General features: G+C 44.5%; 22 protein-coding genes. 3 read left to right on the forward strand and 19 right to left on the reverse strand.

Going from position 1 to position 20,855, the window contains the following annotated elements; all coding sequences use genetic code 11:
- Positions 1-850: 850 nt before the first annotated feature.
- The 6 genes from YC6258_RS16590 to YC6258_RS30685 all read right to left on the reverse strand — a co-directional run bounded on the left by YC6258_RS16590 (position 851) and on the right by YC6258_RS30685 (position 6,193).
- Positions 851-2,173: an anti-phage deoxyguanosine triphosphatase gene (locus YC6258_RS16590; protein ID WP_044617948.1), complete on the reverse strand. Its 1,323-nt coding sequence runs from the start codon at positions 2,171-2,173 to the stop codon at positions 851-853.
- A 631-nt stretch (positions 2,174-2,804) separates the two neighbouring features.
- On the reverse strand, positions 2,805-3,767 hold the full coding sequence (locus tag YC6258_RS16595) for a transposase (protein ID WP_052830357.1): 963 nt from the start codon (positions 3,765-3,767) through the stop codon (positions 2,805-2,807).
- 161 nt (positions 3,768-3,928) lie between these two features.
- Positions 3,929-4,300 carry a hypothetical protein gene (locus YC6258_RS16600; RefSeq protein ID WP_044617949.1) on the reverse strand — a complete coding sequence of 124 codons (372 nt, stop codon included), beginning with the start codon at positions 4,298-4,300 and terminating at the stop codon, positions 3,929-3,931.
- Positions 4,301-4,615: 315 nt separating this feature from the next.
- On the reverse strand, positions 4,616-5,098 hold the full coding sequence (locus tag YC6258_RS27475; protein WP_052830359.1) for a DUF7919 family protein: 483 nt from the start codon (positions 5,096-5,098) through the stop codon (positions 4,616-4,618).
- 4 nt (positions 5,099-5,102) lie between these two features.
- Positions 5,103-5,402, reverse strand: coding sequence for a hypothetical protein (locus YC6258_RS16615; RefSeq protein ID WP_044617950.1), 300 nt, complete (start codon positions 5,400-5,402; stop codon positions 5,103-5,105).
- A gap of 245 nt (positions 5,403-5,647) precedes the next feature.
- A complete protein-coding gene (locus YC6258_RS30685) occupies positions 5,648-6,193 on the reverse strand; it encodes a hypothetical protein (RefSeq protein WP_211264549.1) in 546 nt (181 codons plus the stop codon).
- Between the two features lie 199 nt (positions 6,194-6,392).
- On the opposite strand from YC6258_RS30685, the gene YC6258_RS30690 reads away from it, so the two are divergent.
- Positions 6,393-6,554, forward strand: coding sequence for a hypothetical protein (locus YC6258_RS30690; RefSeq protein ID WP_211264550.1), 162 nt, complete (start codon positions 6,393-6,395; stop codon positions 6,552-6,554).
- Between the two features lie 403 nt (positions 6,555-6,957).
- On the opposite strand, the gene YC6258_RS16625 is transcribed toward YC6258_RS30690, so the two are convergent.
- The 6 genes from YC6258_RS16625 to YC6258_RS16650 all read right to left on the reverse strand — a co-directional run bounded on the left by YC6258_RS16625 (position 6,958) and on the right by YC6258_RS16650 (position 10,677).
- On the reverse strand, positions 6,958-7,971 hold the full coding sequence (locus tag YC6258_RS16625; RefSeq protein WP_044617951.1) for a DUF3800 domain-containing protein: 1,014 nt from the start codon (positions 7,969-7,971) through the stop codon (positions 6,958-6,960).
- Between the two features lie 93 nt (positions 7,972-8,064).
- The gene (locus YC6258_RS16630; RefSeq protein WP_044617952.1) at positions 8,065-8,412 is read right to left on the reverse strand and encodes a hypothetical protein; all 348 of its coding nucleotides are present in this window, start codon (positions 8,410-8,412) and stop codon (positions 8,065-8,067) included.
- A 119-nt stretch (positions 8,413-8,531) separates the two neighbouring features.
- Positions 8,532-8,876, reverse strand: coding sequence for a hypothetical protein (locus tag YC6258_RS16635; RefSeq protein ID WP_044617953.1), 345 nt, complete (start codon positions 8,874-8,876; stop codon positions 8,532-8,534).
- A gap of 87 nt (positions 8,877-8,963) precedes the next feature.
- Entirely contained in the window at positions 8,964-9,314 is a 351-nt protein-coding gene (locus YC6258_RS16640) for a hypothetical protein (protein WP_044617954.1), read from the reverse strand.
- A gap of 94 nt (positions 9,315-9,408) precedes the next feature.
- Entirely contained in the window at positions 9,409-9,690 is a 282-nt protein-coding gene (locus YC6258_RS16645; protein ID WP_245626949.1) for a hypothetical protein, read from the reverse strand.
- 66 nt (positions 9,691-9,756) lie between these two features.
- Positions 9,757-10,677: a PD-(D/E)XK nuclease domain-containing protein gene (locus tag YC6258_RS16650; protein WP_044617956.1), complete on the reverse strand. Its 921-nt coding sequence runs from the start codon at positions 10,675-10,677 to the stop codon at positions 9,757-9,759.
- A gap of 610 nt (positions 10,678-11,287) precedes the next feature.
- On the opposite strand from YC6258_RS16650, the gene YC6258_RS16655 reads away from it, so the two are divergent.
- Complete coding sequence (locus tag YC6258_RS16655; RefSeq protein WP_044617957.1) at positions 11,288-12,163, forward strand: HEPN domain-containing protein; 876 nt, start codon at positions 11,288-11,290, stop codon at positions 12,161-12,163.
- A gap of 218 nt (positions 12,164-12,381) precedes the next feature.
- Here the strand turns inward: YC6258_RS16655 and YC6258_RS16660 are convergent, their stop codons facing one another.
- Complete coding sequence (locus tag YC6258_RS16660) at positions 12,382-13,071, reverse strand: hypothetical protein (RefSeq protein WP_044617958.1); 690 nt, start codon at positions 13,069-13,071, stop codon at positions 12,382-12,384.
- Between the two features lie 500 nt (positions 13,072-13,571).
- On the opposite strand from YC6258_RS16660, the gene YC6258_RS16665 reads away from it, so the two are divergent.
- Positions 13,572-15,731, forward strand: coding sequence for a di-heme-cytochrome C peroxidase (locus tag YC6258_RS16665; RefSeq protein ID WP_044617959.1), 2,160 nt, complete (start codon positions 13,572-13,574; stop codon positions 15,729-15,731).
- A gap of 140 nt (positions 15,732-15,871) precedes the next feature.
- On the opposite strand, the gene YC6258_RS16670 is transcribed toward YC6258_RS16665, so the two are convergent.
- The 6 genes from YC6258_RS16670 to YC6258_RS16695 all read right to left on the reverse strand — a co-directional run bounded on the left by YC6258_RS16670 (position 15,872) and on the right by YC6258_RS16695 (position 20,816).
- Positions 15,872-16,558: a GIY-YIG nuclease family protein gene (locus YC6258_RS16670; protein WP_044617960.1), complete on the reverse strand. Its 687-nt coding sequence runs from the start codon at positions 16,556-16,558 to the stop codon at positions 15,872-15,874.
- Positions 16,559-16,728: 170 nt separating this feature from the next.
- Positions 16,729-17,172, reverse strand: a complete 444-nt coding sequence (locus YC6258_RS16675; RefSeq protein ID WP_044617961.1) for an SRPBCC domain-containing protein — start codon at positions 17,170-17,172, stop codon at positions 16,729-16,731.
- Between the two features lie 5 nt (positions 17,173-17,177).
- Positions 17,178-18,536 (reverse strand): PfaD family polyunsaturated fatty acid/polyketide biosynthesis protein, encoded by a 1,359-nt coding sequence (locus tag YC6258_RS16680; RefSeq protein WP_044617962.1) that lies wholly within the window; start codon positions 18,534-18,536, stop codon positions 17,178-17,180.
- A 20-nt stretch (positions 18,537-18,556) separates the two neighbouring features.
- Positions 18,557-19,282, reverse strand: a complete 726-nt coding sequence (locus tag YC6258_RS16685; RefSeq protein WP_044617963.1) for a hypothetical protein — start codon at positions 19,280-19,282, stop codon at positions 18,557-18,559.
- A 2-nt stretch (positions 19,283-19,284) separates the two neighbouring features.
- The gene (locus tag YC6258_RS16690) at positions 19,285-19,968 is read right to left on the reverse strand and encodes a hypothetical protein (protein ID WP_044617964.1); all 684 of its coding nucleotides are present in this window, start codon (positions 19,966-19,968) and stop codon (positions 19,285-19,287) included.
- Positions 19,965-20,816 carry an ABC transporter ATP-binding protein gene (locus YC6258_RS16695; protein ID WP_044617965.1) on the reverse strand — a complete coding sequence of 284 codons (852 nt, stop codon included), beginning with the start codon at positions 20,814-20,816 and terminating at the stop codon, positions 19,965-19,967. Before YC6258_RS16695 ends, YC6258_RS16690 begins: the two co-directional genes overlap by 4 nt.
- Positions 20,817-20,855 lie beyond the last annotated feature (39 nt).

Below are 20,855 nucleotides of genomic sequence, written 5' to 3' on the forward strand. Positions count from 1 at the left end.
CTAGCACAGCAGCAGCTGGGCGTAGTGGAAGCATAACGAGCCTGTAGAAAAACCTATTTTAAGCGAAAGGCCCCTTCCCTCAAAATTTTAATTTCACAGACCTGTAAATTTAAATTATTGATATTAACAGGTTAATAAACCGTGTTGTTTTATTACGGCGAGCAATTGGCGCTTTATTGAACAATTACGCTGCTTTACTTAACTCTCCGTAGTTCATCCACTTCTCAATATTATGAATCATACAATACAACTGCCATTGTGCTTGAATACTGGTTTTAGTTCTCAAGCTAAAAACGATTTAATTTCTTGTTCACACAGAAATTAGAAAACACCGGTTCGACCACTGATATTCCGTAGCTATATATATTTATCATGTTAACCGTATAAGCGCGGTTTCATCCAGTCGGTGTAGTTGGATTCACCTGAGAGAAAAGCCAGTTATCTACCAACACCTTCTTCAACCATCAATAGCAATACCGCGTTACCTAACAAACCTTGAACCTCCTTATTGTAACCACTACAGCCCGTAGATTTTTATTGTTAGAATTGCGTGTGACCGGGAAACCACTGGACTTTGAACACCCTCCTTTTGTAATTGTTAATTTCTTCAGAAACCATTTCATATCTAAATGCTTTCTTATCCTTCCAAGGTAACGCTATACCTTGAGCACTAACTTGTGACTGGATGACTTTCCGACCCTCCTCTCGTGTAGACCACATTAAATCAACTGTAGCCCTTGAACAGCAGAAGAAAAATTTAAAACCGTTCCCGAAACGCACTCATAATTAAAAACTTCGTTAAAGGACCAAATGATGCCAGCATTTTAGTTTTAAACAACTTATTATAAATTTAAACTAACGGAGCGAATATTGAACCCTGTTCAGGTGTGAACAGCCTTTGGTACAGTTTGCACGCCTCTATGTCTGTCATAGAAGAGATATAATCAGCAATAATGCGATCTAAGTTTGATTCTTCTGTTATTTTCTCTTGAACAATGGTTGGTAATAAAGAATATGGTTTCGATTTAAGAGCGATGAACAAGTCTGTAATTATTTTCTGTCCTTTAAATTCTAGTGTCTGTACACTAGGCTGAGATATAACTTGGTCGTAAACAAATTCTTTAAATGAGCCGAGAATATCTTTACGCTCACTATCCATTATGCACTGAAAGTCTAGCAATGGACTTTCAAATTTGTCTTGCTTAAAAATTGTAGTTCCTCGAACAAATATATTAATAATACTACTGATAGCAGCCTTAGTGTCTTCTAACTTACCTGAAGCTAATTTTGCAGAAAGATAGCTTTTGTTAGCTGATCCCCAAGATTTAGTCACAAGTAAAGATAGCTCTTCAAGCTCGCACCTCAACTTCTCACACACTTTATGCCGATCTAAAAGCTGCATAACTAAAGCATCTTCAAGATCATGAACACCGTAAGCGATATCATCTGCACATTCCATAATACTCGTATCAAATGATTTATATTGAGATTTCAATTTACCTTTCACTTCTACCACGGAAGTAAATTGCTCTTTATCTCGGTCTGAAAATGGGTTTAACACCCAGTCCAGGGTATCTTTTTCCGTATCATGAATACACTTTGGAGGTGACCATTTTCTGATATCAGTCGTGGACAATAATTCTGGTTTAGGATACTGACGTTTTAACTGACTATGTAGTACCGGGTATTTAATAATACCTAACAAAGCTCTACGAGTAAGGTTATAACCAAACTCACTAGAGTACTCTCCCAACTTACTCAGTATTCGAAATGTCTGCCCATTTCCCTCAAAACCACCATCGTCATGCAAAAAGAAATTAAGTGTTCTTTCACCATTGTGACCAAAAGCCGGGTGTCCCAAATCATGTGCCAAACAAATTGTTTCGATCAATGAAACAGGAGCCAACCAGTCCTTGCTAGGACAATCTCTTTGATCTGCAATGTAATTAAGACGATATGTTATCGAATTTCCTACCTGGGCAACCTCCATTGAGTGAGTTAATCGAGTTCTAAAAAACTCACTTTCGCCAACCCCATGAACTTGAGTCTTTGATTGCAGCCTGCGAAACGCTAGAGAGTTGATAACTCGGCTTCGATCTATTCTAAAAAAATACTCATCTTTAGTATCTGAACTACGTTTTCTGTCACTTTGGCGCTGAACCCATTGATCCATGCAAACTCCTTATCTTTATATTTACTGTTAAACAATCATTATATGGTTATGACTAAATAACTCATCTGGATCCAGTTGGTCAATCCGCGATTGCTTCAAATTATTGGGAATGGCTTTAGCCTTATTTTATGAACGCTATCACACAAAACAAGAACGGCTCCGTGATGACAGAATGCTACCAAACTTCCTACTTATTTCCACCCATCAAACGCCGTAAAGTCGACGTGAATTTTGATGGTGGTGAAATCTCTTAGGATGGCGGCATGTTATTGCTCAGAGAAATCGACAAACGACTGGGGCTAACAACGGTAATATAACAGGACACCCACTTTAAAATAAAAAAACAAAAAAATGCAACGATGATTCGCAAAATATAACAGGACACCCACTTTAAAATATGGTATCCATAAAATATAACAGGACACCCACTTTAAAATAAAAAAACGAAACAAGGCAACGATGATTCGCTACTACCTTGCAAAAAAATCGAATGAATCAGGGTGACTACAGAACCAAACTATATACATCTTGTTCCAAAGCAAACAAATATAGTTCTGGCTGACCTGAAGGCGTAGCAGGTTACTTGAGGAGCCAAGCTTTTAAGTAGGATACTTGATGGCGTGATAGGAAATCAGGGCGCCAACAAATTCGGTGGCGTTCGGCTTAACTGAAAATAATCTCTGACTTTCTCAAACGACGACCTCTGCCCAGCAAAACACCTGAACTGTTTTTCAAATTGCTGTGTTAATTGTTGCCATTGTTTACCGGAAATATTCAGGCGGATCAGAATGGGAGGAAGTGATTTTGCAATAAATCCACGTTTGTCTTCCCAAATCGCTCTGCCGGTCCAATCCACCAATTCCAGGTAATCGCTTAATTTGAAGGGCAAACCTTCGGGCATGTCTGCTCTGGGATTGCCAACAAAAGGGAGTAAATCACTGGGTTGTTTGGACGCCTTGGCGCAAGTAATACGCATTTGAACGGAGGTATGGTCAGATGTTTCCGGTGTATCAGCCATCCTGGCTCGAATGGGATTCAGATCCACATACGCCATACAGGCGGCCAAGGCCTGTTCGTCGAGCAATGCTTGAGACTTAAACCTGCCCTCCCAGAAACGACCGGTACAGCGATCTTCGGCATTGGCACGCCGGGCGATACCTTCATTAAGCACTGCCACAAACCGACTGATGGAGGTCAGGGTTTTCCGCCACTGGGCCACTAAGGCTTCAAACGCCTGCTGTTCTGCCGGTGAGAAGACATCACCTTTCAGAAACCGGTGGCTGAGTGGTGAGCCTCTGTACAGACGATGCCACCGCATCACAACGTCTTCTGCTGACCATTGCCGGCTTTGGAGTACATTGATATGCAGCACCACATGGACATGGTTAGACATGACGGCATAAGCGCAGATATCGATGGCGAATATCTCACCCAGCCACAACAGTCTATCCTCAACCCACTGGCGGCGATGTTCGTAGCTAATCTGGGTGAGGGCATCAACTCCGCACAGAAACGCCCGACGGACACAGCGGGAAACACAGTGATAATAAGGCGTGGCTTCAAGTGAGATTTGCGACTTCCTTGATCGGGTCATGATCATACATCCTTATACTGATAAATATACAGTATCGAATAGTGCCGGTTGTTGGCGTGAATATCAATAGTTAAGATGGGTGTCCTGTTATGTCTCCGTGTTATGTCTCCGGTGATTCAACAAGCCGCACATTAAAAAGCCCGCGAATGCGGGCTTTAGGATTATTGAGCTTCAATTAATACTAAGCTAGGAAAATCAGAATCATCAACCCAAGCAGACACTTGGGTATTCTCTCCTTTCACATCAATCTGAAGAATCGCGTTTTCTTCACTTGTAGATACCGCTAGTTTCTTTCCTGGTGTGCTGATATATCCATCAAAGACCTGCTCGCACGATTGCTTATCTGAATCATCAATCTGATTCAATAACCTAATCGTTACGTCACCATCAACATATGCTTGTGTACCAATAGAAATACACTTTTCATTGGCAGCAACTAAAACATTATCAATATACTCTGGAACTTGAATATTTTTGCTGGCCAAATCGTATAAAAAAATTATCGCGTTCGGCACAGATAAAGTGACTTCCATTAATTCCCCCGCTTCAATTTCTCTTGCAAAACTTCACCGCCTTGCCTACGCATACAGTTAATGCAATGCGGATAAAACTTTGTTGTTTCACCAAGAGCCTGTGGAGTCTGATGATCCACTACGGCATTACCGTTTTTTGTTCCGGGATCTTTTGTGCCGCACGTATGACAGCCATGCTTTTTCATGAGCTCATTAACTTGTCTCTGCTCCGCTGCCGTTGGTTTGCCCATGTGGCCAGGTATTGATTCTTTCGCATATGGGCCAGGTTTCAGTGTCGATGCTTTCTCTGCACTCTTTGTAACATTTAATTTCTAACTAAAACGAAAACCTCTCACCTGCATCACCGCCTTTTAGAGTCTCACTCCAAGTCAAGCCTAACTTCCTAAGCTCCAAAAAATACTCATCATTTGATGGCCTAGGCCCATTTTGTAGTGCTCTTAAGAACTCGTTAGGCGGCACATAATTGTGCTCTTTTACGTAATGGTAAATTAGGTTGGGAGCCGCATAAACTGCTCCTTTTTCACCAATCACGCGAATTTCTGCACTACCCAATGCAAGACTAATTCCATTTCTCTCTTCTATAATCGTAGTTGTAATTCGGCATAAGTCGCATTCGTGAATACCTCGAGTTTGGGCTATGGAAACCAAACAAAATTCCCATAAAGTTTCCAAAAGTCTTTCTGTAGGCCTTTCGGATTCAAATTGGCTTCTAGCATCTAACCATCCTACGTTTAGCGTTTGATCATTTTTAAAATCTTCGACATAAACATAGGGTGAAAGGTCTACATATTTCGTCATCAAGTTACTCCAAAGGCCTCAAACAAGCGCCACTGTTACAAAAGGCTCCAATTACAGTACTATCATTTTTCATAACGCTTTGAATTTGCGATTTAGTCATATCATTGATGTTGTGAACTGTTACGCCCGGCAAGTCTCCAAACTTGGCAACATCATCGATTAAAAATTGCAATTCTTTCGTCATCGTACCATTAGGAAACCCATGGACACCGGTAAGAATGTCAACTTTATTGTTCTGGTACAGCGCGCGCTGAACCTCACTAGAGACTTGACTTTGAACAATATTGCCATTTGAAGTAACCAATTCTCCGCCAGAACCATTTCAAATATAACAGGACACCCACTTTAAAATAAAAAAAACAAAACAATGCTGATTCGCTACTACCTTACAGAACAAAAAAATCGAATGAATCAGGTTTACTACAGAACCAAACTATATACATCTTGTTCCAAAGCAAACAAAAATATAGTTCTGGCTGACCTGAAGGCGTAGCAGGTTACTTGAGGAACCAGATTTTGAAATAGGGTGCTTGATGGTGTGATATGAAATCAGGTCGCCAACAAATTCGGTGGTGTTCGGCTTAACTGAAAATAATCTCTGACTTTCTCAAACGACGACCTCTGCCCGGCAAAACACCTGAACTGTTTTTCAAATTGCTGTGTTAATTGTTGCCACTGTTTACCGGAAATATTCAGGCGGATCAGAATGGGAGGAAGTGATTCTGCAATAAATCCACGTTTATCTTCCCGAATCGCTCTGCCGGTCCAATCCACCAATTCCAGGTAATCACTTAATTTGAAGGGCAAACCTTCGGGCATGTCTGCGCTGGGATTGCCAACAAAAGGGAGTAAATCACCGGGTTGTTTGGATGCCTTGGCGCAAGTAATACGCATTTGAACGGAGGTGTGGTCAGACGTTTCCGGTGTATCAGCCAGACTGGCTCGAATGGGATTCAGATCCACATACGCCATACAGGCGGCTAAGGCCTGTTCGTCAAGTAATGCTTGAGACTTAAACCTGCCCTCCCAGAAACGACCGGTACAGCGATCTTCGGCATTGGCACGCCGGGCGATACCTTCATTAAGCACCGCCATAAACCGACTGATGGAAGGGTTTCCCGCCACTGGGCCACTAAGACTTCAAACGCCTGCTGTTCTGCCGGTGAGAAGGCATCACCTTTCAGAAACCGGTGGCTGAGTGCTGAGCCTTTGTACAGACGATGCCAGCGCATCACAACGTCTTCTGCTGACCATTGCCGGCTTTGGAGCACATTGATATGCAGCACCACAGGACATGGTTAGACATGACGGCATAAGCGCAGATATCGATGGCGAATATCTCACCCAGCCACAACAGTCTATCCTCAACCCACTGGCGGCGATGTTCGTAGCTAATCCGGGTGAGGGCATCAACTCCACACAGAAACGCCCGACGGACACAACGGGAACACAGTGATAATAAGGCGTGGCTTCAAGTGAGATTTGCGACTTCCTTGATCGGGTCATGATCATACATCCTTATACTGATAAATATACAGTATCGAATAATGCCGGTTGTTGGCGTGAATATCAATAGTTAAGATGGGTGTCCTGTGTTATTTGATCGGGTCATACTCATACATCTTTATACTGATAAATATACAGTATCGAATAATGCCGGCTGTTGGCGTGAATATCAATAGTTAAGGTGGGTGTCCTGTGTTATTCATTTGGCAAACCCAATTCTTTGGTAACTTGGCACCCAGTTTAACGATTGGATGCCACCTGATTTTAACTATAAATAAGAAGGCAGACACTGTGGACCGGGCTTGTTCAACAATGGAATATGTCGCGGCTATCGCGCGACATATTCTTATTTGTTAGGCATTGGTCAAAATTCCCTTTGATGTACGCTCAAAACCTGCCATCACCCGTGCCACTTTATCATCTACAGTTTCCTCCCCCTTACCAAAGCCAACAAACTGGATTGGATACTTGCCCTTAATATTACCTAGCATTAATCTTCCAAGCAGCTTAGACGCCATTGAATTGTCACTGAATTCTAACCTTAAGCATCTTCGAATTCCTGCAGCCAGTAGGTCCGCTATTTGTACTGACATGTCTAATTTTGAGTTCGGAAAATCAATGTCATCTCTTATCATTTTCCCAATATTAACGCCGCTCGATAATTTTTTGCCATACGCCTCTTCGATATACTCAGGAACTTCACCATCAGAATATATAAATGGATTCATATGATTATAATCTGCCCCTTCAAGAAATATCATAGGTTCGCTAAATGATATTGATTGCAGTATCGGACATATGACTTTCTCGAATGATTTCTCATATACTGATTTTGTGGTGTTCTTTTGATCAATTCTCCATTTGTATTTCCGTAAGGTATAGGGATCACGTTGAACATAGTATAGAATTGCCCGATGAAAAATGTCGCCAAATAGAGCAATTTGACATTGGAGCTGGGCATATAACTGCGGTGAAAGAGACTCTATTTCATCAGCCAGGATAGTTATACCTTTTTTCCCTTCCTCGTATATCATCCTAGGTACATTTTCACGTATTTTATTTGCTTGCACTGTGCGATGCTCTATCAGAGCATCATTGGTATTGATATGTGAATCAGTGGCTACCGCAAAAAGCACTCCATTAAGCTTGGAAAGATCAATTAAAAATTGAAAATAGTTTCTTTCCGTTACATTTTTCAATTTAATTTCTTCATAGTCATAAACACCATTGGCTCGCTTTAATTTCTTAAGAGCAGCGAACGAACGGGACTTAATTCTTTCCGAGAATACATAAGCAGCCACTACACACCATGAGTTTGTAGTATTTGAACTTACAAATGAACCTGATTCATCAATTGCAATTATCATCGTGTATATGTATATGCCTAACGCCCGCAGCATGCGCGGCTTTGAAATGGAAGCGAAGCCGCAATGGAAAAGTCGTCGCCGTGCCTGCGATTGTTATGTTTTCTTACGCTTCATTTTTATTCCGCCGGCTCCGATCTCGACATACTCCCAGTCGGAAAACAGGCTGATCGCGATCGTTCCACCAACAGCTACTATCAAAGTCACAATGGTTGACGTTGCTACACCAGCAAATGCTGCGACCGCCCCCGCACCAACTGGACCAGTTGTAATCACAAGAGGAACGGAGGCGATAATTCCTCCTACCGCGGCAGGCCCCCAAGATTTGGCCAGCTTTACAGCCTTTAGCTTTTTGACCAGATCACCATCACGCGTGATTATCTCGTTAGCATCAGACTTCATTGCTGCTTTCAATTCACTAATACTGGACACTTCTTTGGTCATTTTCTTAGCTCTCCGACAAGAACATAACGCCCGGCTCACCGAGCAAATTTTTGATGGCGACTTTTTTGCGTGTTTTTGAAAAAAGGTGACCGCGGAAATTTGTCCGGTGCAGCCGTTTGTTAGGTTTCACGCTCTAGGTATCCCGCTGCCATGAAGTTACCACCAACCCCTGCACCAACTAAAACCATAATATTGGCAAGTAATTCGATACCCCATAGAAACTCTGGATTTTTTACTTTGCAGTAAGCAACACCCAATGCCGCTAGGCCAGCAGACATTACGAGTAAAAATAGGCCTCTATTTTCTCTGCGCCAAGACACCTGCAAAAAGGTTGTAAAAACACACCACCAAATGATGAGCCAAGCCCAGAACGGTGTGGTGAGATTCAAAAACACACCAGCAACGGGAAAAAGAAACAACCCGAGAACTACGCTTGCAAACCATTTCGTTTGATTTTGAGTCATTCGATATCCTTGATAAAAACCTAACGCTTCCGTTTGCGGTTGGTTGGCGCGGAGCAGAAACCAATCCGAAACACGGTTTTGTTAGTTTTAGTCCACCCACGCCGCAGACTCTAAAAATTTACAGTAACGAGCCGTTGCTCCTGCATCCAATATACTACCTTCTCTTTCCCTATGAGCTTCAACTCGGAGAAAATAGCCTTCCAGTATTTGGAGCGCGTTTAGACGAGCAATATCTTTTAGAAAATCTGATTCCAAATCAATATCATCAGTCACTATTGCCGTTAACTGCTTTAGCGCCCAAAGAGCCGACTCATCATCAAAAGCCTCTTCAGTCATCCAATGATCTAGTTCAACGTTTACATCTAGATCAGGGCAAAGCTCTTCCGAATACAAGTTCGAAGAAATAAGTAACGCTGATATTAGGATAAGCTTCTTCACATTCACCTTCAAAAACTAACACAAAGCACACGGGCGGAAAAACGCGTTAGCGTTTGACGTCCCAGCAGCCGCAGGCTGCGAGTGATGCGCCTTGTTAGGGATTGGCTGAATGCTGCTGTTTAATTATTGCATAACAAAACTCGCAAACCAGACTGAAATTATTAAATGCTCTGAACGCCTCAGTCATTTCACCTTCGTTAAGAAAAAACTCCTCACAGGCACCACACCAAGCTTGTAAGTCATCAGGTTCGGAGCTGTTTTCAATGAAACCCAAAACACATTCTGTTTTTTGCAATAAATGGCAACATACGACGGCAGAGTTTACCGTACCATGTGTACCACATTTTATAGTTGAATTATCAGCCTGAGCCATCATGAACCCTAACGCCCAACTCAGCGGGCAATTGAAGCGCAGCGCAAATTGATCCGCTGCAGTTGTTTGTTATGCACTCGCACCCACAATTACGACTCTTACGCTAATGCATCCCTCTGGAGTTACTCTTTCTCCTTCCAGATCACTCACCATCCCTTCAGGATTTGAAATATACAAATCAGGATCATAAATAACACACCAAAGGTGGTTAGCATTCTTGTGTTTACGATAATGTTCAATATCAATTATCAATTCATCACCGACTTTAGACGCGTGATTCTTATTTCTTACTCTCTTTGTCTCAATGACAAGATTATGCGCTGGCAATAGAAAGTCCATTCGAGTATTTGAACCAGCATAACTTGGACAAAACTCCTCTGGACGTATATCAGATATCCATGGGCGCAACAATGCATGCAGCAAATCTTGAATGTCATATTCAGAGGCGAACACCAAAGGCTGAGCACCTTTTCTTCTATGTATTAATGGCTGCATTGCTCTCGGAAGCCCCCTAATAATTATTCTTAGGAGCTCTTCTAACGAAGAGGGTTTTCGACCTTCTATTTCACTTCCCCTGATCGGCTCAACATCGATAGGTTCCGCCTGTCCAATTTGAATTACTCTGCCACCCCTAAAATAGCGAAAACCATGCTCTTCAAGCACATTTACTAAACGTTCTTTTCGCTTGTTGTACTCCTCGACTGGATCACGTGTTTCAATTCCATGAACGTTACTAAGTGAATCCGAGCTCGACGAGGGCGGAAGATCCATGAATTCCTCTATTAGATTCCCAAGAACTTTTAAACTATTAACCTCTGGGTCGTTGCCAGCTCGTTGCAACCATGTTTTCCATTTTGTTTGGTGAGCGAGATCAGGCGGAGGACCAGGAGCCCCTGCAGTTTCAAATAAAGCATTCAATGAGTCATGCGACCCATTCAAAACTTCTGCTACTGCGGCACAAACTGCTACTGGAAGTCGAACATTGGACATATTTCTACGATCTCATTCTTTTGCATAACAGTTATTCCACGTCATCTGACAAAATATCCAGAAGACGCTTTTTCCTGAGCCACCAAACTCACTCAGTCTCATCAAACCTCATCAACATAGGCACACAGCCCATTTCTGTCAATTTCGCTCGTCGGATATTCGGTCTGGAGACGCAGTATCCGGAAAAATCGGTCGCCTACAGGCCACTGAATTCATGGCTTTATAGAATATCCATGATACTTAACCAACCAGACAAGTATCGTATTTTCAGCTCATTATTCCGGAGATTATGTCTTCAGACCGAGTATCCAGCGAATATCTGGATACTGAGTTTTAAAGCATGATTATTTATGACATTTATCGCAAAAAAACAGGTGTTATTTTATACACACTGTTTATGAATACAGTATCGTGTAAATCATGCTGACAGGGACGTGTAAAATGCAAACAATCGATACCCGAAAAACTATTCACAACGCTGTTATTTGTCACAGGCTCAATCACTGGTTTCGCCCCCTATACACCCCTCCAACCAGCACTGCCCCCGCCCGGCCCTATCAACCCTCACACTAAGCCGCTTGTATGTATTCAAGAATTTGTCACTATCACCATGAAAACCAGCCTTGATCATCTGCCGAAAGCCAAGCAGCACGAGCTCCAGACCATTTCCACCATCCTGCGTGATACTCTGGAGGATTTTCTGCAAGGCAAGACCGGGCGTAGAACCGAGTACCGGATTTTGAAAATCATTCTCTTTGGCAGTCACGCCAAGGGTACCTGGGTGAATGATCCGGAGAATGGTTATATCAGTGATTACGATATTCTGGTGGTGGTGAACAAGCCGACGCTGGTGGATGAGGATATCGTCTGGCAACGGGCAGAAGAACAGATCAACCGCAAGGTCACTTCTGCGCCGCTGGGGTTGATTGTGCATGACCTGGAAGACGTGAATAAACGCCTGCTTCAGGGCCATTATTTTTTTAAGGATATCCGTGAGGAAGGCATTGAGTTGTTTGCGGCAACCCCCAGGCCGCTGGCACTACCGGGAAATTTAACCGAAGCAGAACGCCGCGAGATTGCGCAGAAGCATTATGATCAACGGATGACGAAGGCAGAAAACAGCTTTGTAAAATTCCAATTTTCATTTGAAGCGTCAATGATTGATGAAGCTGCGTTCGATCTTCATCAGACAACAGAGCGCCTCTATTCCTGCGTACTCCTCACCTGCTCCAACTACCTGCCCAAAACCCACAATATCGAAAAGCTACAACACTTTTGCATACAGATTGACCATGAATTTACCGGTATTTTTCCGCTCGATAGCAAATTTCATCGACGCTGTTTTCGCCGCTTGCAACGTGCCTACATCGACGCTCGTTATTCGGAGCATTACGAAATTACAGAAGAGGAATTAAAGTATCTGGAATCAGAAGTGATCAAGCTGAAGGCACTGGTGGAAAAAACTTGTCAGGCCAGGTTGGTTTGATCTGTTTGTAGCAGTGCAAATCAACCTGAAAGCCAATCAAGTTTGTATTGAACAGTCGCGCATACCAGTTTGGACATTCATGGCCGGAATGATGTTGATGGATCTTTCTGCTGCCATATTCCCAAAATACAGGCGATAGCATTTTATATGGGCCCAAAATGATATCGCTATATTGAATATATGAGCGCTTGGTTTTTTATCAGCGTCTGTGTTAGCAATCAAAACTGATAAGTGAATAAATAGGTAGACTCTGCTTTACGGCTTAATTGATCGGCGATCTGCTCCATACCTTCCATGCCAAAACCACCTAAGGTCTCATTAAAGCCGTATTGGTAGTGTTCTTTCAAATCAATAATTTCAGCAAAGTTACTGCGCGTTAAATCATACTGGCCGATATTGTTACTATAGCCATCAGATCCCCGATCCGCTTCAAGAAAAGCAACCATATCATCAGCAAATATACTCGCTGCGCGGGCAGCGCCAAATTTGTTGAGCTTGTCCAAAATCAATTGCTGTTGATCTGTCGTTAGCGATTCGGCATTCGTCAACATTAACTCTCCATCTTCATCAACGCTGAACCCCCACCTTGCCTGACTCAGACCAGGGCTTTCTTCTTCAATAGCTGCCATAGCCCTGCCGATTCGAGCACCTAACTTATTCGCCGGGCTATCGTCCTGGAGCTGAATTCCAATAGCTTCACCTAGTGCAAAACCATCAGCACTCACCTGCGCGCTGTCCTTCCAAAACATGCCCGAAGGGTAAGGGCTTTTTCTTATTTCAAATTCATCAGTAGAGGCTGCTACCTCCGGGTGCTGATGTATTTCTGAGGAGACGGGGCTTTCCACTGCGTTGCCTGAGGTTGAATTTAATGATTGCGCCTGAATCGATGCAGAGATCTCGATGCTCACGTTATTGCTCCTTTATACAACGTCATGTCGTTTGTTGTGAAAAGCATATCGGCAAATACGTGAAATTCTTCAGTGCATTTGAAATGACTGATTCAAAAATGCCCAACTGTAGGTTATATGGTGAAACGGGCCAACGAGAGTAGCGAGCTTATCCTTAAAAAAATATCCATACCCCGATATTTGTATCGTCATAACAAAATATCAATAAGCTATTGAAGATAATCAGAGGCATCTTAATTTAAAGATCGATATTTCAACATACGCAAAGAACTTAGCAGGATCTTTCATTAATACAAATTCCAGAACGCCCCAGCCCCCAACCACCAAAACCAAACCAAAATGGTTATCTTGCATACATTTATTTTAGAACTATTCTTATCTTTCGTACGTATGCTGGAATCCATTTCCAACTGACAATACAACAACATTCCGACAGTATTGCCATCTCTTGATGACTTTTCGGACCCAGGAACAGGTTATTCAATCAAGGGAGTCTGCCCATGCAGCATCATGTAACTTTTGTTCGGCGAATTCTTTCCTTTTTATTTGTCCATAAGCGATCACTGTTTTATCTGCTCGTGACCATCATCACTATTCACCTCCTGTTACTGCTGGGAGGGAAAATCTATCAGCACCTGGATCGTGATCCGGACCGTGGCGCTATTGCCATAGCGGACGGGGCATTTGGTGAGAGCTACAGCACTCCCATTTATTTGGAAGATGATGAAAGCACTGCTGTAGATGAAAGCCAGGGCTGGTCACACTCTGACAGTCTCTGGTTTTATAACATTACTCAGGGTTCGGCTTTGTTACCTTATGACTTTTACCTGAGTCTGGAGAGTGCTGATTCTGAGGAAAAGCTGCGCTCCAATCGCTTCATTGATTACTATCGTTATCTGCCACAGAAGAAGACTTTTTTTAACCCGGATGCGCTGGCTGTCGGCTTTGTCAAAGATACTTACCAGGGTAAGGATTACATGGGTTTTACCTGTGCAGCCTGTCATACCGCTCAAATTAATTATCAGGGTCAGGCGGTGAGAATTGATGGCGGCCCGGCCATGGCCGATATGGTTGGGTATTTGACCGCCATTGAGAAGGCACTTCATCAGACCCGTTCAGATCCACAGAAGAAAGCACGGTTTATGAGTGCAGTGCTGGCACTGTCGAATGACTATAAAAACCAGGAGGCCGTGGAGGCTGATCTGCAAAAATGGACCAATACCATTCAGTTGTATAACACAGTTAATCATAGCCATATTGATTACGGTTACGCCCGTCTCGATGCGTTTGGCCGAATCTATAATCGGGTGTTGCAGTATGTGCCGAATCGGCAGGATGTCTATGAACTATTAACCCAGGCCACCACCCCTGCCGGCCGCTACCTGATTTCTGATGAGCAAGCTAACAAGGTACTTGAGGGTATCAATGAAACCATCATCGGCAACGATCAGTTTGCATTGATCATTCAACGATTAATGTCGCATGAGCCAGGCTATCCCGGCCTGACGCAGCGGCAGATGCTGATCGTCCGTAACGCTCTGTTTAACGAACCCGATGCGCCGGTCAGCTATCCGTTTCTCTGGGATATCGCGCGTTCGGATTATGTTCAATGGAATGGGCTGGCAGCGAATTCCGGTATAGGTCCGTTGGGCCGTAATACCGGAGAAGTGATCGGCGTGTTCGGTATTCTTGATTGGACGGCTAAAGACCATGGCTTCAGTATTTCCGCCTATCTCAGTGGCCAGAGGCATAAGCATAAACAGGTTGATTTCAAACACTCTATCGATCTGGTGAACCTGAAACGTATTGAAAATCACCTCGGAACTTTGAAATCCCCGCTCTGGCCAGAAGCGCTGTTCGGGAACATTGATGTAGAAAAAGCCAGGGCCGGACAAAAGCTTTACGCCAGATACTGTGAAAGCTGTCATCAGGTCATTGATAGAAACAACGCCGATCGCATTGCGATTGCCAAGATGACATCGGTCAACAGGATAAACACGGATCCCGCCATGGCAGACAATAGCGTCTCCTATCGTGGCAAATCCGGTAACTTCGTGAATACATTCCAGGCTGCCGGGGTTGGCAATGTTATCATTGCCGAAGATGCTCCCGTAGTACAGCTGTTAACATCGGTTACCAAAGGTGTGGTTGCAACACCCGATCCGGATAAGAATATTTTTCGGCGCTGGGGAGACTGGTTATATACATTGGTCGGCTCATTTTTCACCAACCCAATACGCACCAGCAGTGTTAAAGCCGGCAACTATGACCCGGATACCACCGCCAATCCCTATGCTTCGTTATTGTCCTACAAGGCCCGACCATTGAACGGTATCTGGGCAACAGCGCCATTTTTGCATAATGGCTCGGTGCCATCGCTCTATGATCTGATGTTACCCAAGAAAAAAGCCGGAGATCCTGAAGATGGTGAGTACCGCCCGGATGAGTTCATGGTGGGCAGTCGCGAGTTTGACCCGGTAAAAGTCGGTTTTCGCAGCGACGGATATGATGGCACGGCCATGAAAACCATTCGTGTGGGTGATCTCAACAGCGGCCACGAATACGCCGCCGGACACACGCCACAACCCGATGGCTCACTACCTCCTGCGCTGACGACAGAACAACGCTGGCAACTGTTGGAGTATCTGAAAACGTTATGATCCATCAAAGAAGATTTGGGGGACGACTGGATGATCACATGCTGCTGTGATCTTTAGCTGACACAGAATTTTGAACACCCTCGGCTTGTCCAACAATAGGATATGTCGTGGCTCGGCCGCGCGCGATATATCCTTATTTGTTATATTTTTTCATTTTGTACATAAGGCCTAAAGGCATAGTTATACTTCCATGCCATATGGCCCTTGTGATAATACAATTGATCAAATATTTTTCCTGTATCACCGCTTTGACTAACAAATTGTATATCACTACAAGAAGTACAGAACTTTCTCATAGTGGTCATCATTGACTTTACTTTAACTCCGAACAGCTCTGAAAGAGCTAAAGCGCTTGCAAAACCAGAGACGATATTGTCTGTATAACCAAATAGATGGTGGTCAATGGTTTGTCCGATAGAGAAAGCAATCGTAGAGTCTATAAGCTTACTTTCTTTCAGAGTGACTCTTCTATTATATTTATCCATTTTTAGGTCATTTTGTAACCCAATGTACTCACAATAATATTCGTGATTATCTAAGTAGTTCGATATCCACTTTATTAGCTCAATAGCACTACCTAAGTTAACATCAAAAAACTCTTTTTCTTTTCTATATCTGAATCTTTCCAACAACATATGCATTCTTATTTCTGCAGCATTTACATCAGATACACTTTTTGAGTACTCCAAAACAAAAACATCGGGTATAGAAGTACACTTACTCAGAGAAGATATCCTTTCTTTGGGGTCGACCTTTGTTAATCCAATTTTAAGAAGTCCTTTCTTCAGAGCGCTGTTGCTTGCAATATATATATGACCTTTTCTCATAGATGCCGATGATACCTCAATGTAGTTGGAGTTTTTTCAGTATACCTATCACAAAAAAAGTCAATGGAACGAAGGTCGCTTATAGGACACTTGTATGGTTCAATTTCATTGTTCACCGCTATTCCCTCACCCGTTCTATAGATAAGGTAAAGTTTACCCATGCCAATAAATCAGGAACCCTTGTGCTCACAAAACCGTTTCAGGCTCAGGTTCATTTGCACAAATCCGTCGGCGGCGTTCTGCGCCAGTTTTGTCCACATAAATCTGATCAGGAAGCCGTCGTATTCTTCGCGGTTGATCAAACGACAGCGGTGTTCTGAGATACTTTCCAGTTCCAGTGAATGGGTTCCGGCGAAGATGCTCTTCAACAGGAATTTGCCAAACCAACGGATGTTTCTGCCTTCTTCTACGGCAAGCACATTGGCTTTGAAATTCATTGAATCCTGATTCGGGAATGTCACGCTGATGTGCAGTTCGCTGCCCACTTGGGGTTTTCCCTGGATACGGGTTAAAAACGGGTTCCACTGATGATACGTATCGAAATCGAGCAGTACTTTCCAGACTTCCTGAATCGGGGCATCGATTTCAATTTCAGTTCTGACTTCACGTCCCATACAACTTACACCTCTGTCAGTAAAAACTGGTTAACATGATCCTGAGCGCCCTGCATCAGTTTATGGGCAATATCCACAACATGTCGGTTGCGCCATGATTCCAGCGCGGTTCCTTTTACCCATTGGTTAAATGCGCCCAGGGCCGGGCCACTTTGCACCTGATAGTTCACCCGCTGGGATTGTTCTCCCCGCAATGCCATGCGGGTGCCATGCACGAAGTACCATTTAAAGATCAGGGCCATTTTGTGTTTTGGAGAGCTGGCGGCTTTGGTGATCTCCTGTGGCCGGTGGCGACGATAGAAGGCTTCAGTTTCTGCCCAGATATCGCTGATCTTACGGGCGAAGATCTGTTCTTCCAGTTTGCTGATAACGTCTGCCGGAATGCTGTCTATAGCATCGTAATTGCGGTACAGCTCGTACAGTTTATTGGCCCGAACATGGAACAACGTGCCTTTTTTAAGAACCTGAACTTTGGCACCCAGTTCGAACATGTCACCTGCGGGAACGATGGCCATATCCTGGGGTTGGGCTTTTTCGAGCATGTTTTTAACATCCTCACTGATGCCGGCTTCCACGGTACATTGGTTAATGCTGCCGGTAACGACGAAGTCAGCCCCCAGCATAAATGCAGCCGCCAGTGCATGAGGGGTTCCGAGACCGCCGGCGGCCCCTACTCTGACCGGGCGCGGATATTCAAAGCGGCGGTTATATTCATCAGCCAGCAGGCGAATGGCTGGAAATAACACCGTCATCACCCCCTGGTCAGTATGGCCACCGGAATCGGATTCCACGCAGATATCATCGGCCATGGGAACCTGAGGTGCCAATTGTGCCTGGGCCGGGGTGATCAATCCCTGTTGCAGCAGGGAGGCAACTTTGTCATCAGGCGGCGGTGATAAAAACCGGGCTGCCACTTCAGGCCGCGAGACTTTAGCGATGATTCTGTTTCGGCACAGGGGTTTTCCATCCGGGCCAGCAGTCAATCCCGCCACACGGTAATACACCAGCGCTTCGGAAATACTGATGTATGACGCCGCTTCAATCACACTAATACCATGTTTGAGATACAGCTGAATCAGCGCGGTTTCTTTTTCCGGTTCTTCAAAATTACTGAGCATGTTCATCCCAAACGGCTTATCCGCGCCGGCCGCCTGTTTGATGTTGACAATACTGCGCTCCACTTCGTCGAACTTCATCCCGCCGGTACCCAGAAAACTCAGCATGCCCTGACTGGCCATGGCAATCACCAGTTCGGCCGAGGCAATGCCTTTATACATGGCACCTGCCACATACGGATGCCGGACCCGATACTCACGAAGAAATTCCTTACTACCCAAATGAATAAACCGCCCGCGCGAATTCATAAAACCCCTTCCTTTAACAGTTATTTCAACGCATTGGATCTGTAGCGTTTTAACAACACCCAGCAGATCACCCAGGAATACACCAAGCCGGTCACCAGGCAGGCCATAAATGGAGCTGTTTGTTCAGCCAACCCATACTGATAGGCTTTGATGACCCAGAAAAACGGAAAAATACCGGCAATCCAACTGAGTTTGCTGGCAGCAAAAAAATACAGCACCAGCATCGGCACCAACAGCATGAAGCCGGTGCTTTTCATCATCGCAAATCCTTCCAGTGTGTTGCGGGCGATACCGGCAATCATCAATGCCTGTAACGGAATCTGCCAGGCCGCCACGCATACCAGTAACAACAGGCTGATCGCATTGATTGATACCAGGCCCAGCAGTTGATGCACAAAATAAGTCATTACGATGGCAATGATGGCGGTAATCACAAAGCGGTAATAGAGATACCGGTCATTGTTCAATGGCGTTACGGCAATAGCCCGAAAAACTCCCTGCTCTTTTTCCTCCAGTAACTGAAATCCCAGTACGATGCCCATGTTCATCGGTGTTAGCAGGGCAATGGCCAGGGTTGTAATCCAGGCATATTGTTGCAGTGCGATGTCTGGATAGTGTTGTCCGCTGTAGACCCAGGCAGCCTTAACGATCAATGCCGTGACCCAGGGAGCGATGTACATGAACACCATAAAAGAGTCACTGATGATGCGCTTGGCATCGGTTTTGAAAATCTGTGTAATGACCATGATTATTTCTCCACCATTGCTTTGGGATAGGCATGACGCAACCACAGATAAAACACCACCAGCCAGAATGCGGCAGTGGCCATATTGACGATGGATAAGCCGCCATACTGGGCATTATCGGAAAACATCATGGTCAGCCCGAACGTCGGCATCAGGTAAAACAGCGGATGGTAATAAAGCTCAAAATAAGAAAGATATGGCAGCAACCATAGTGGACTGACCAAGCCGATGCGAACGATGAGCCGGCTGACATTCGGCGCATAAATAACCAGCAGATAACCGATGATGGCATAAATGGCGGAATTCAAAGCGCAGATGAACAATAGCTCCAGCAGTTCTGTCCACGGCACATACAACACCACGATCAGACAACTGATAACCGTTGTCACCAGGCAGATCAGAATCACCCGGGTCCATACTTTGAGGGTAAAGTTAAGCGGTGTTACCCCAAAAGCCAACAGCACTTTCTGACGGTTTTCGAGCAGATGCAGGCCCATACAGAACAGCAACGCCACCGAGGCCACATCCATGGATAACACCAGTCCCAGCACTTTCATGGAATAACTTTGCGGGACAAACGCCAGCACGCTGAACCAGAGCACAGTCACGATGGCCGCCACCACCAGAAAACCCGAGCGTGCCTGGAACAGAATTTCAGCTTTTGACAGAGCAAGCCACTGATTCATGTCAGACGCACTCCTGTCAGTTCGATGAATACCTGTTCGAGGCTGGCTTCCAGACTGTGAATGGTCTGGATATCGTGTTGTTTCAGCAGTTCAGTAAAGTCAGCGTTGTGACCAATGTCGGTCAGATCGAACACCTGTTTACGAACACTGTCCCGTTCTTTGTATGTGACTTCCACCTGACCTTTACCGTACTGCTGTTTCATCTGATACGGCGAGTCGATGTTACGGATCTCACCGCCAGCGATAAAACCTACGGTGTCACACAGCTCCTCAGCATCATGCATGTTGTGGGTGGTGATAAAGATGGTAACCCCTTGCTCCCTAAGCTCTTTGATGTAGTCCTTGAGCTTCATGCTGTTGGTGGGGTCGAGTCCGGAGGTGGGTTCGTCCAGAAACAACAGATCAGGTTTGCCCAGCAACGAACGGGCGAAATTAAGGCGCATTTTCATGCCTTTGGAAAAACTCGAAACCCGTTTATCTTTATCTTCCAGCAGCCCTACCCGCTCAAGCAGATATTCCGGTGAATTGGAGGTCGCATACATGGCCGCAAACAGGCGCAGGTTTTCCAGCGCGGTCAGCGATTCATAGTGGTTAGGCAGCTCGAAGCCCACGCCGATTTTTTCGTAGAGGTTACGCCCCCAGTCATACACCTCTTTGTCGTGAACTTTTACCTGCCCCTGGTAGCCTTTGAGCAGCCCGCACAGAATTTTTTGAGTGGTGCTTTTGCCAGAACCGGAAGGTCCGAGGAAGCCGAAAATTTCGCCCTTGGAAATATCAAAACTCAAGGATTTCAAAACCTCTGCCTGTCCTGTCTGATAGGAAAAACGCAAATCTTTAACTGATATCATTAAGTTAGCTGTCCGTTAGGTAATTTGAATCAATAATGG

This window comes from Gynuella sunshinyii YC6258 (assembly GCF_000940805.1).
Classification (GTDB): domain Bacteria; phylum Pseudomonadota; class Gammaproteobacteria; order Pseudomonadales; family Natronospirillaceae; genus Gynuella; species Gynuella sunshinyii.

Bases quoted from the DNA above. Each gene is read 5' to 3' on its own strand.
- YC6258_RS16590 (WP_044617948.1), bottom strand. From the start codon at position 2,173: ATGGATCAATGGGTTCAGCGCCAAAGTGACAGAAAACGTAGTTCAGAT.
- YC6258_RS16595 (WP_052830357.1), bottom strand. From the start codon at position 3,767: ATGACCCGATCAAGGAAGTCGCAAATCTCACTTGAAGCCACGCCTTAT.
- YC6258_RS16600 (WP_044617949.1), bottom strand. From the start codon at position 4,300: ATGGAAGTCACTTTATCTGTGCCGAACGCGATAATTTTTTTATACGAT.
- YC6258_RS27475 (WP_052830359.1), bottom strand. From the start codon at position 5,098: ATGACGAAATATGTAGACCTTTCACCCTATGTTTATGTCGAAGATTTT.
- YC6258_RS30685 (WP_211264549.1), bottom strand. From the start codon at position 6,193: ATGGCGGTGCTTAATGAAGGTATCGCCCGGCGTGCCAATGCCGAAGAT.
- YC6258_RS30690 (WP_211264550.1), top strand. From the start codon at position 6,393: ATGGTTAGACATGACGGCATAAGCGCAGATATCGATGGCGAATATCTC.
- YC6258_RS16625 (WP_044617951.1), bottom strand. From the start codon at position 7,971: ATGATAATTGCAATTGATGAATCAGGTTCATTTGTAAGTTCAAATACT.
- YC6258_RS16630 (WP_044617952.1), bottom strand. From the start codon at position 8,412: ATGACCAAAGAAGTGTCCAGTATTAGTGAATTGAAAGCAGCAATGAAG.
- YC6258_RS16635 (WP_044617953.1), bottom strand. From the start codon at position 8,876: ATGACTCAAAATCAAACGAAATGGTTTGCAAGCGTAGTTCTCGGGTTG.
- YC6258_RS16645 (WP_245626949.1), bottom strand. From the start codon at position 9,690: ATGATGGCTCAGGCTGATAATTCAACTATAAAATGTGGTACACATGGT.
- YC6258_RS16650 (WP_044617956.1), bottom strand. From the start codon at position 10,677: ATGTCCAATGTTCGACTTCCAGTAGCAGTTTGTGCCGCAGTAGCAGAA.
- YC6258_RS16655 (WP_044617957.1), top strand. From the start codon at position 11,288: ATGAAAACCAGCCTTGATCATCTGCCGAAAGCCAAGCAGCACGAGCTC.
- YC6258_RS16665 (WP_044617959.1), top strand. From the start codon at position 13,572: ATGCAGCATCATGTAACTTTTGTTCGGCGAATTCTTTCCTTTTTATTT.
- YC6258_RS16670 (WP_044617960.1), bottom strand. From the start codon at position 16,558: ATGAGAAAAGGTCATATATATATTGCAAGCAACAGCGCTCTGAAGAAA.
- YC6258_RS16675 (WP_044617961.1), bottom strand. From the start codon at position 17,172: ATGGGACGTGAAGTCAGAACTGAAATTGAAATCGATGCCCCGATTCAG.
- YC6258_RS16680 (WP_044617962.1), bottom strand. From the start codon at position 18,536: ATGAATTCGCGCGGGCGGTTTATTCATTTGGGTAGTAAGGAATTTCTT.
- YC6258_RS16685 (WP_044617963.1), bottom strand. From the start codon at position 19,282: ATGGTCATTACACAGATTTTCAAAACCGATGCCAAGCGCATCATCAGT.
- YC6258_RS16690 (WP_044617964.1), bottom strand. From the start codon at position 19,968: ATGAATCAGTGGCTTGCTCTGTCAAAAGCTGAAATTCTGTTCCAGGCA.
- YC6258_RS16695 (WP_044617965.1), bottom strand. From the start codon at position 20,816: ATGATATCAGTTAAAGATTTGCGTTTTTCCTATCAGACAGGACAGGCA.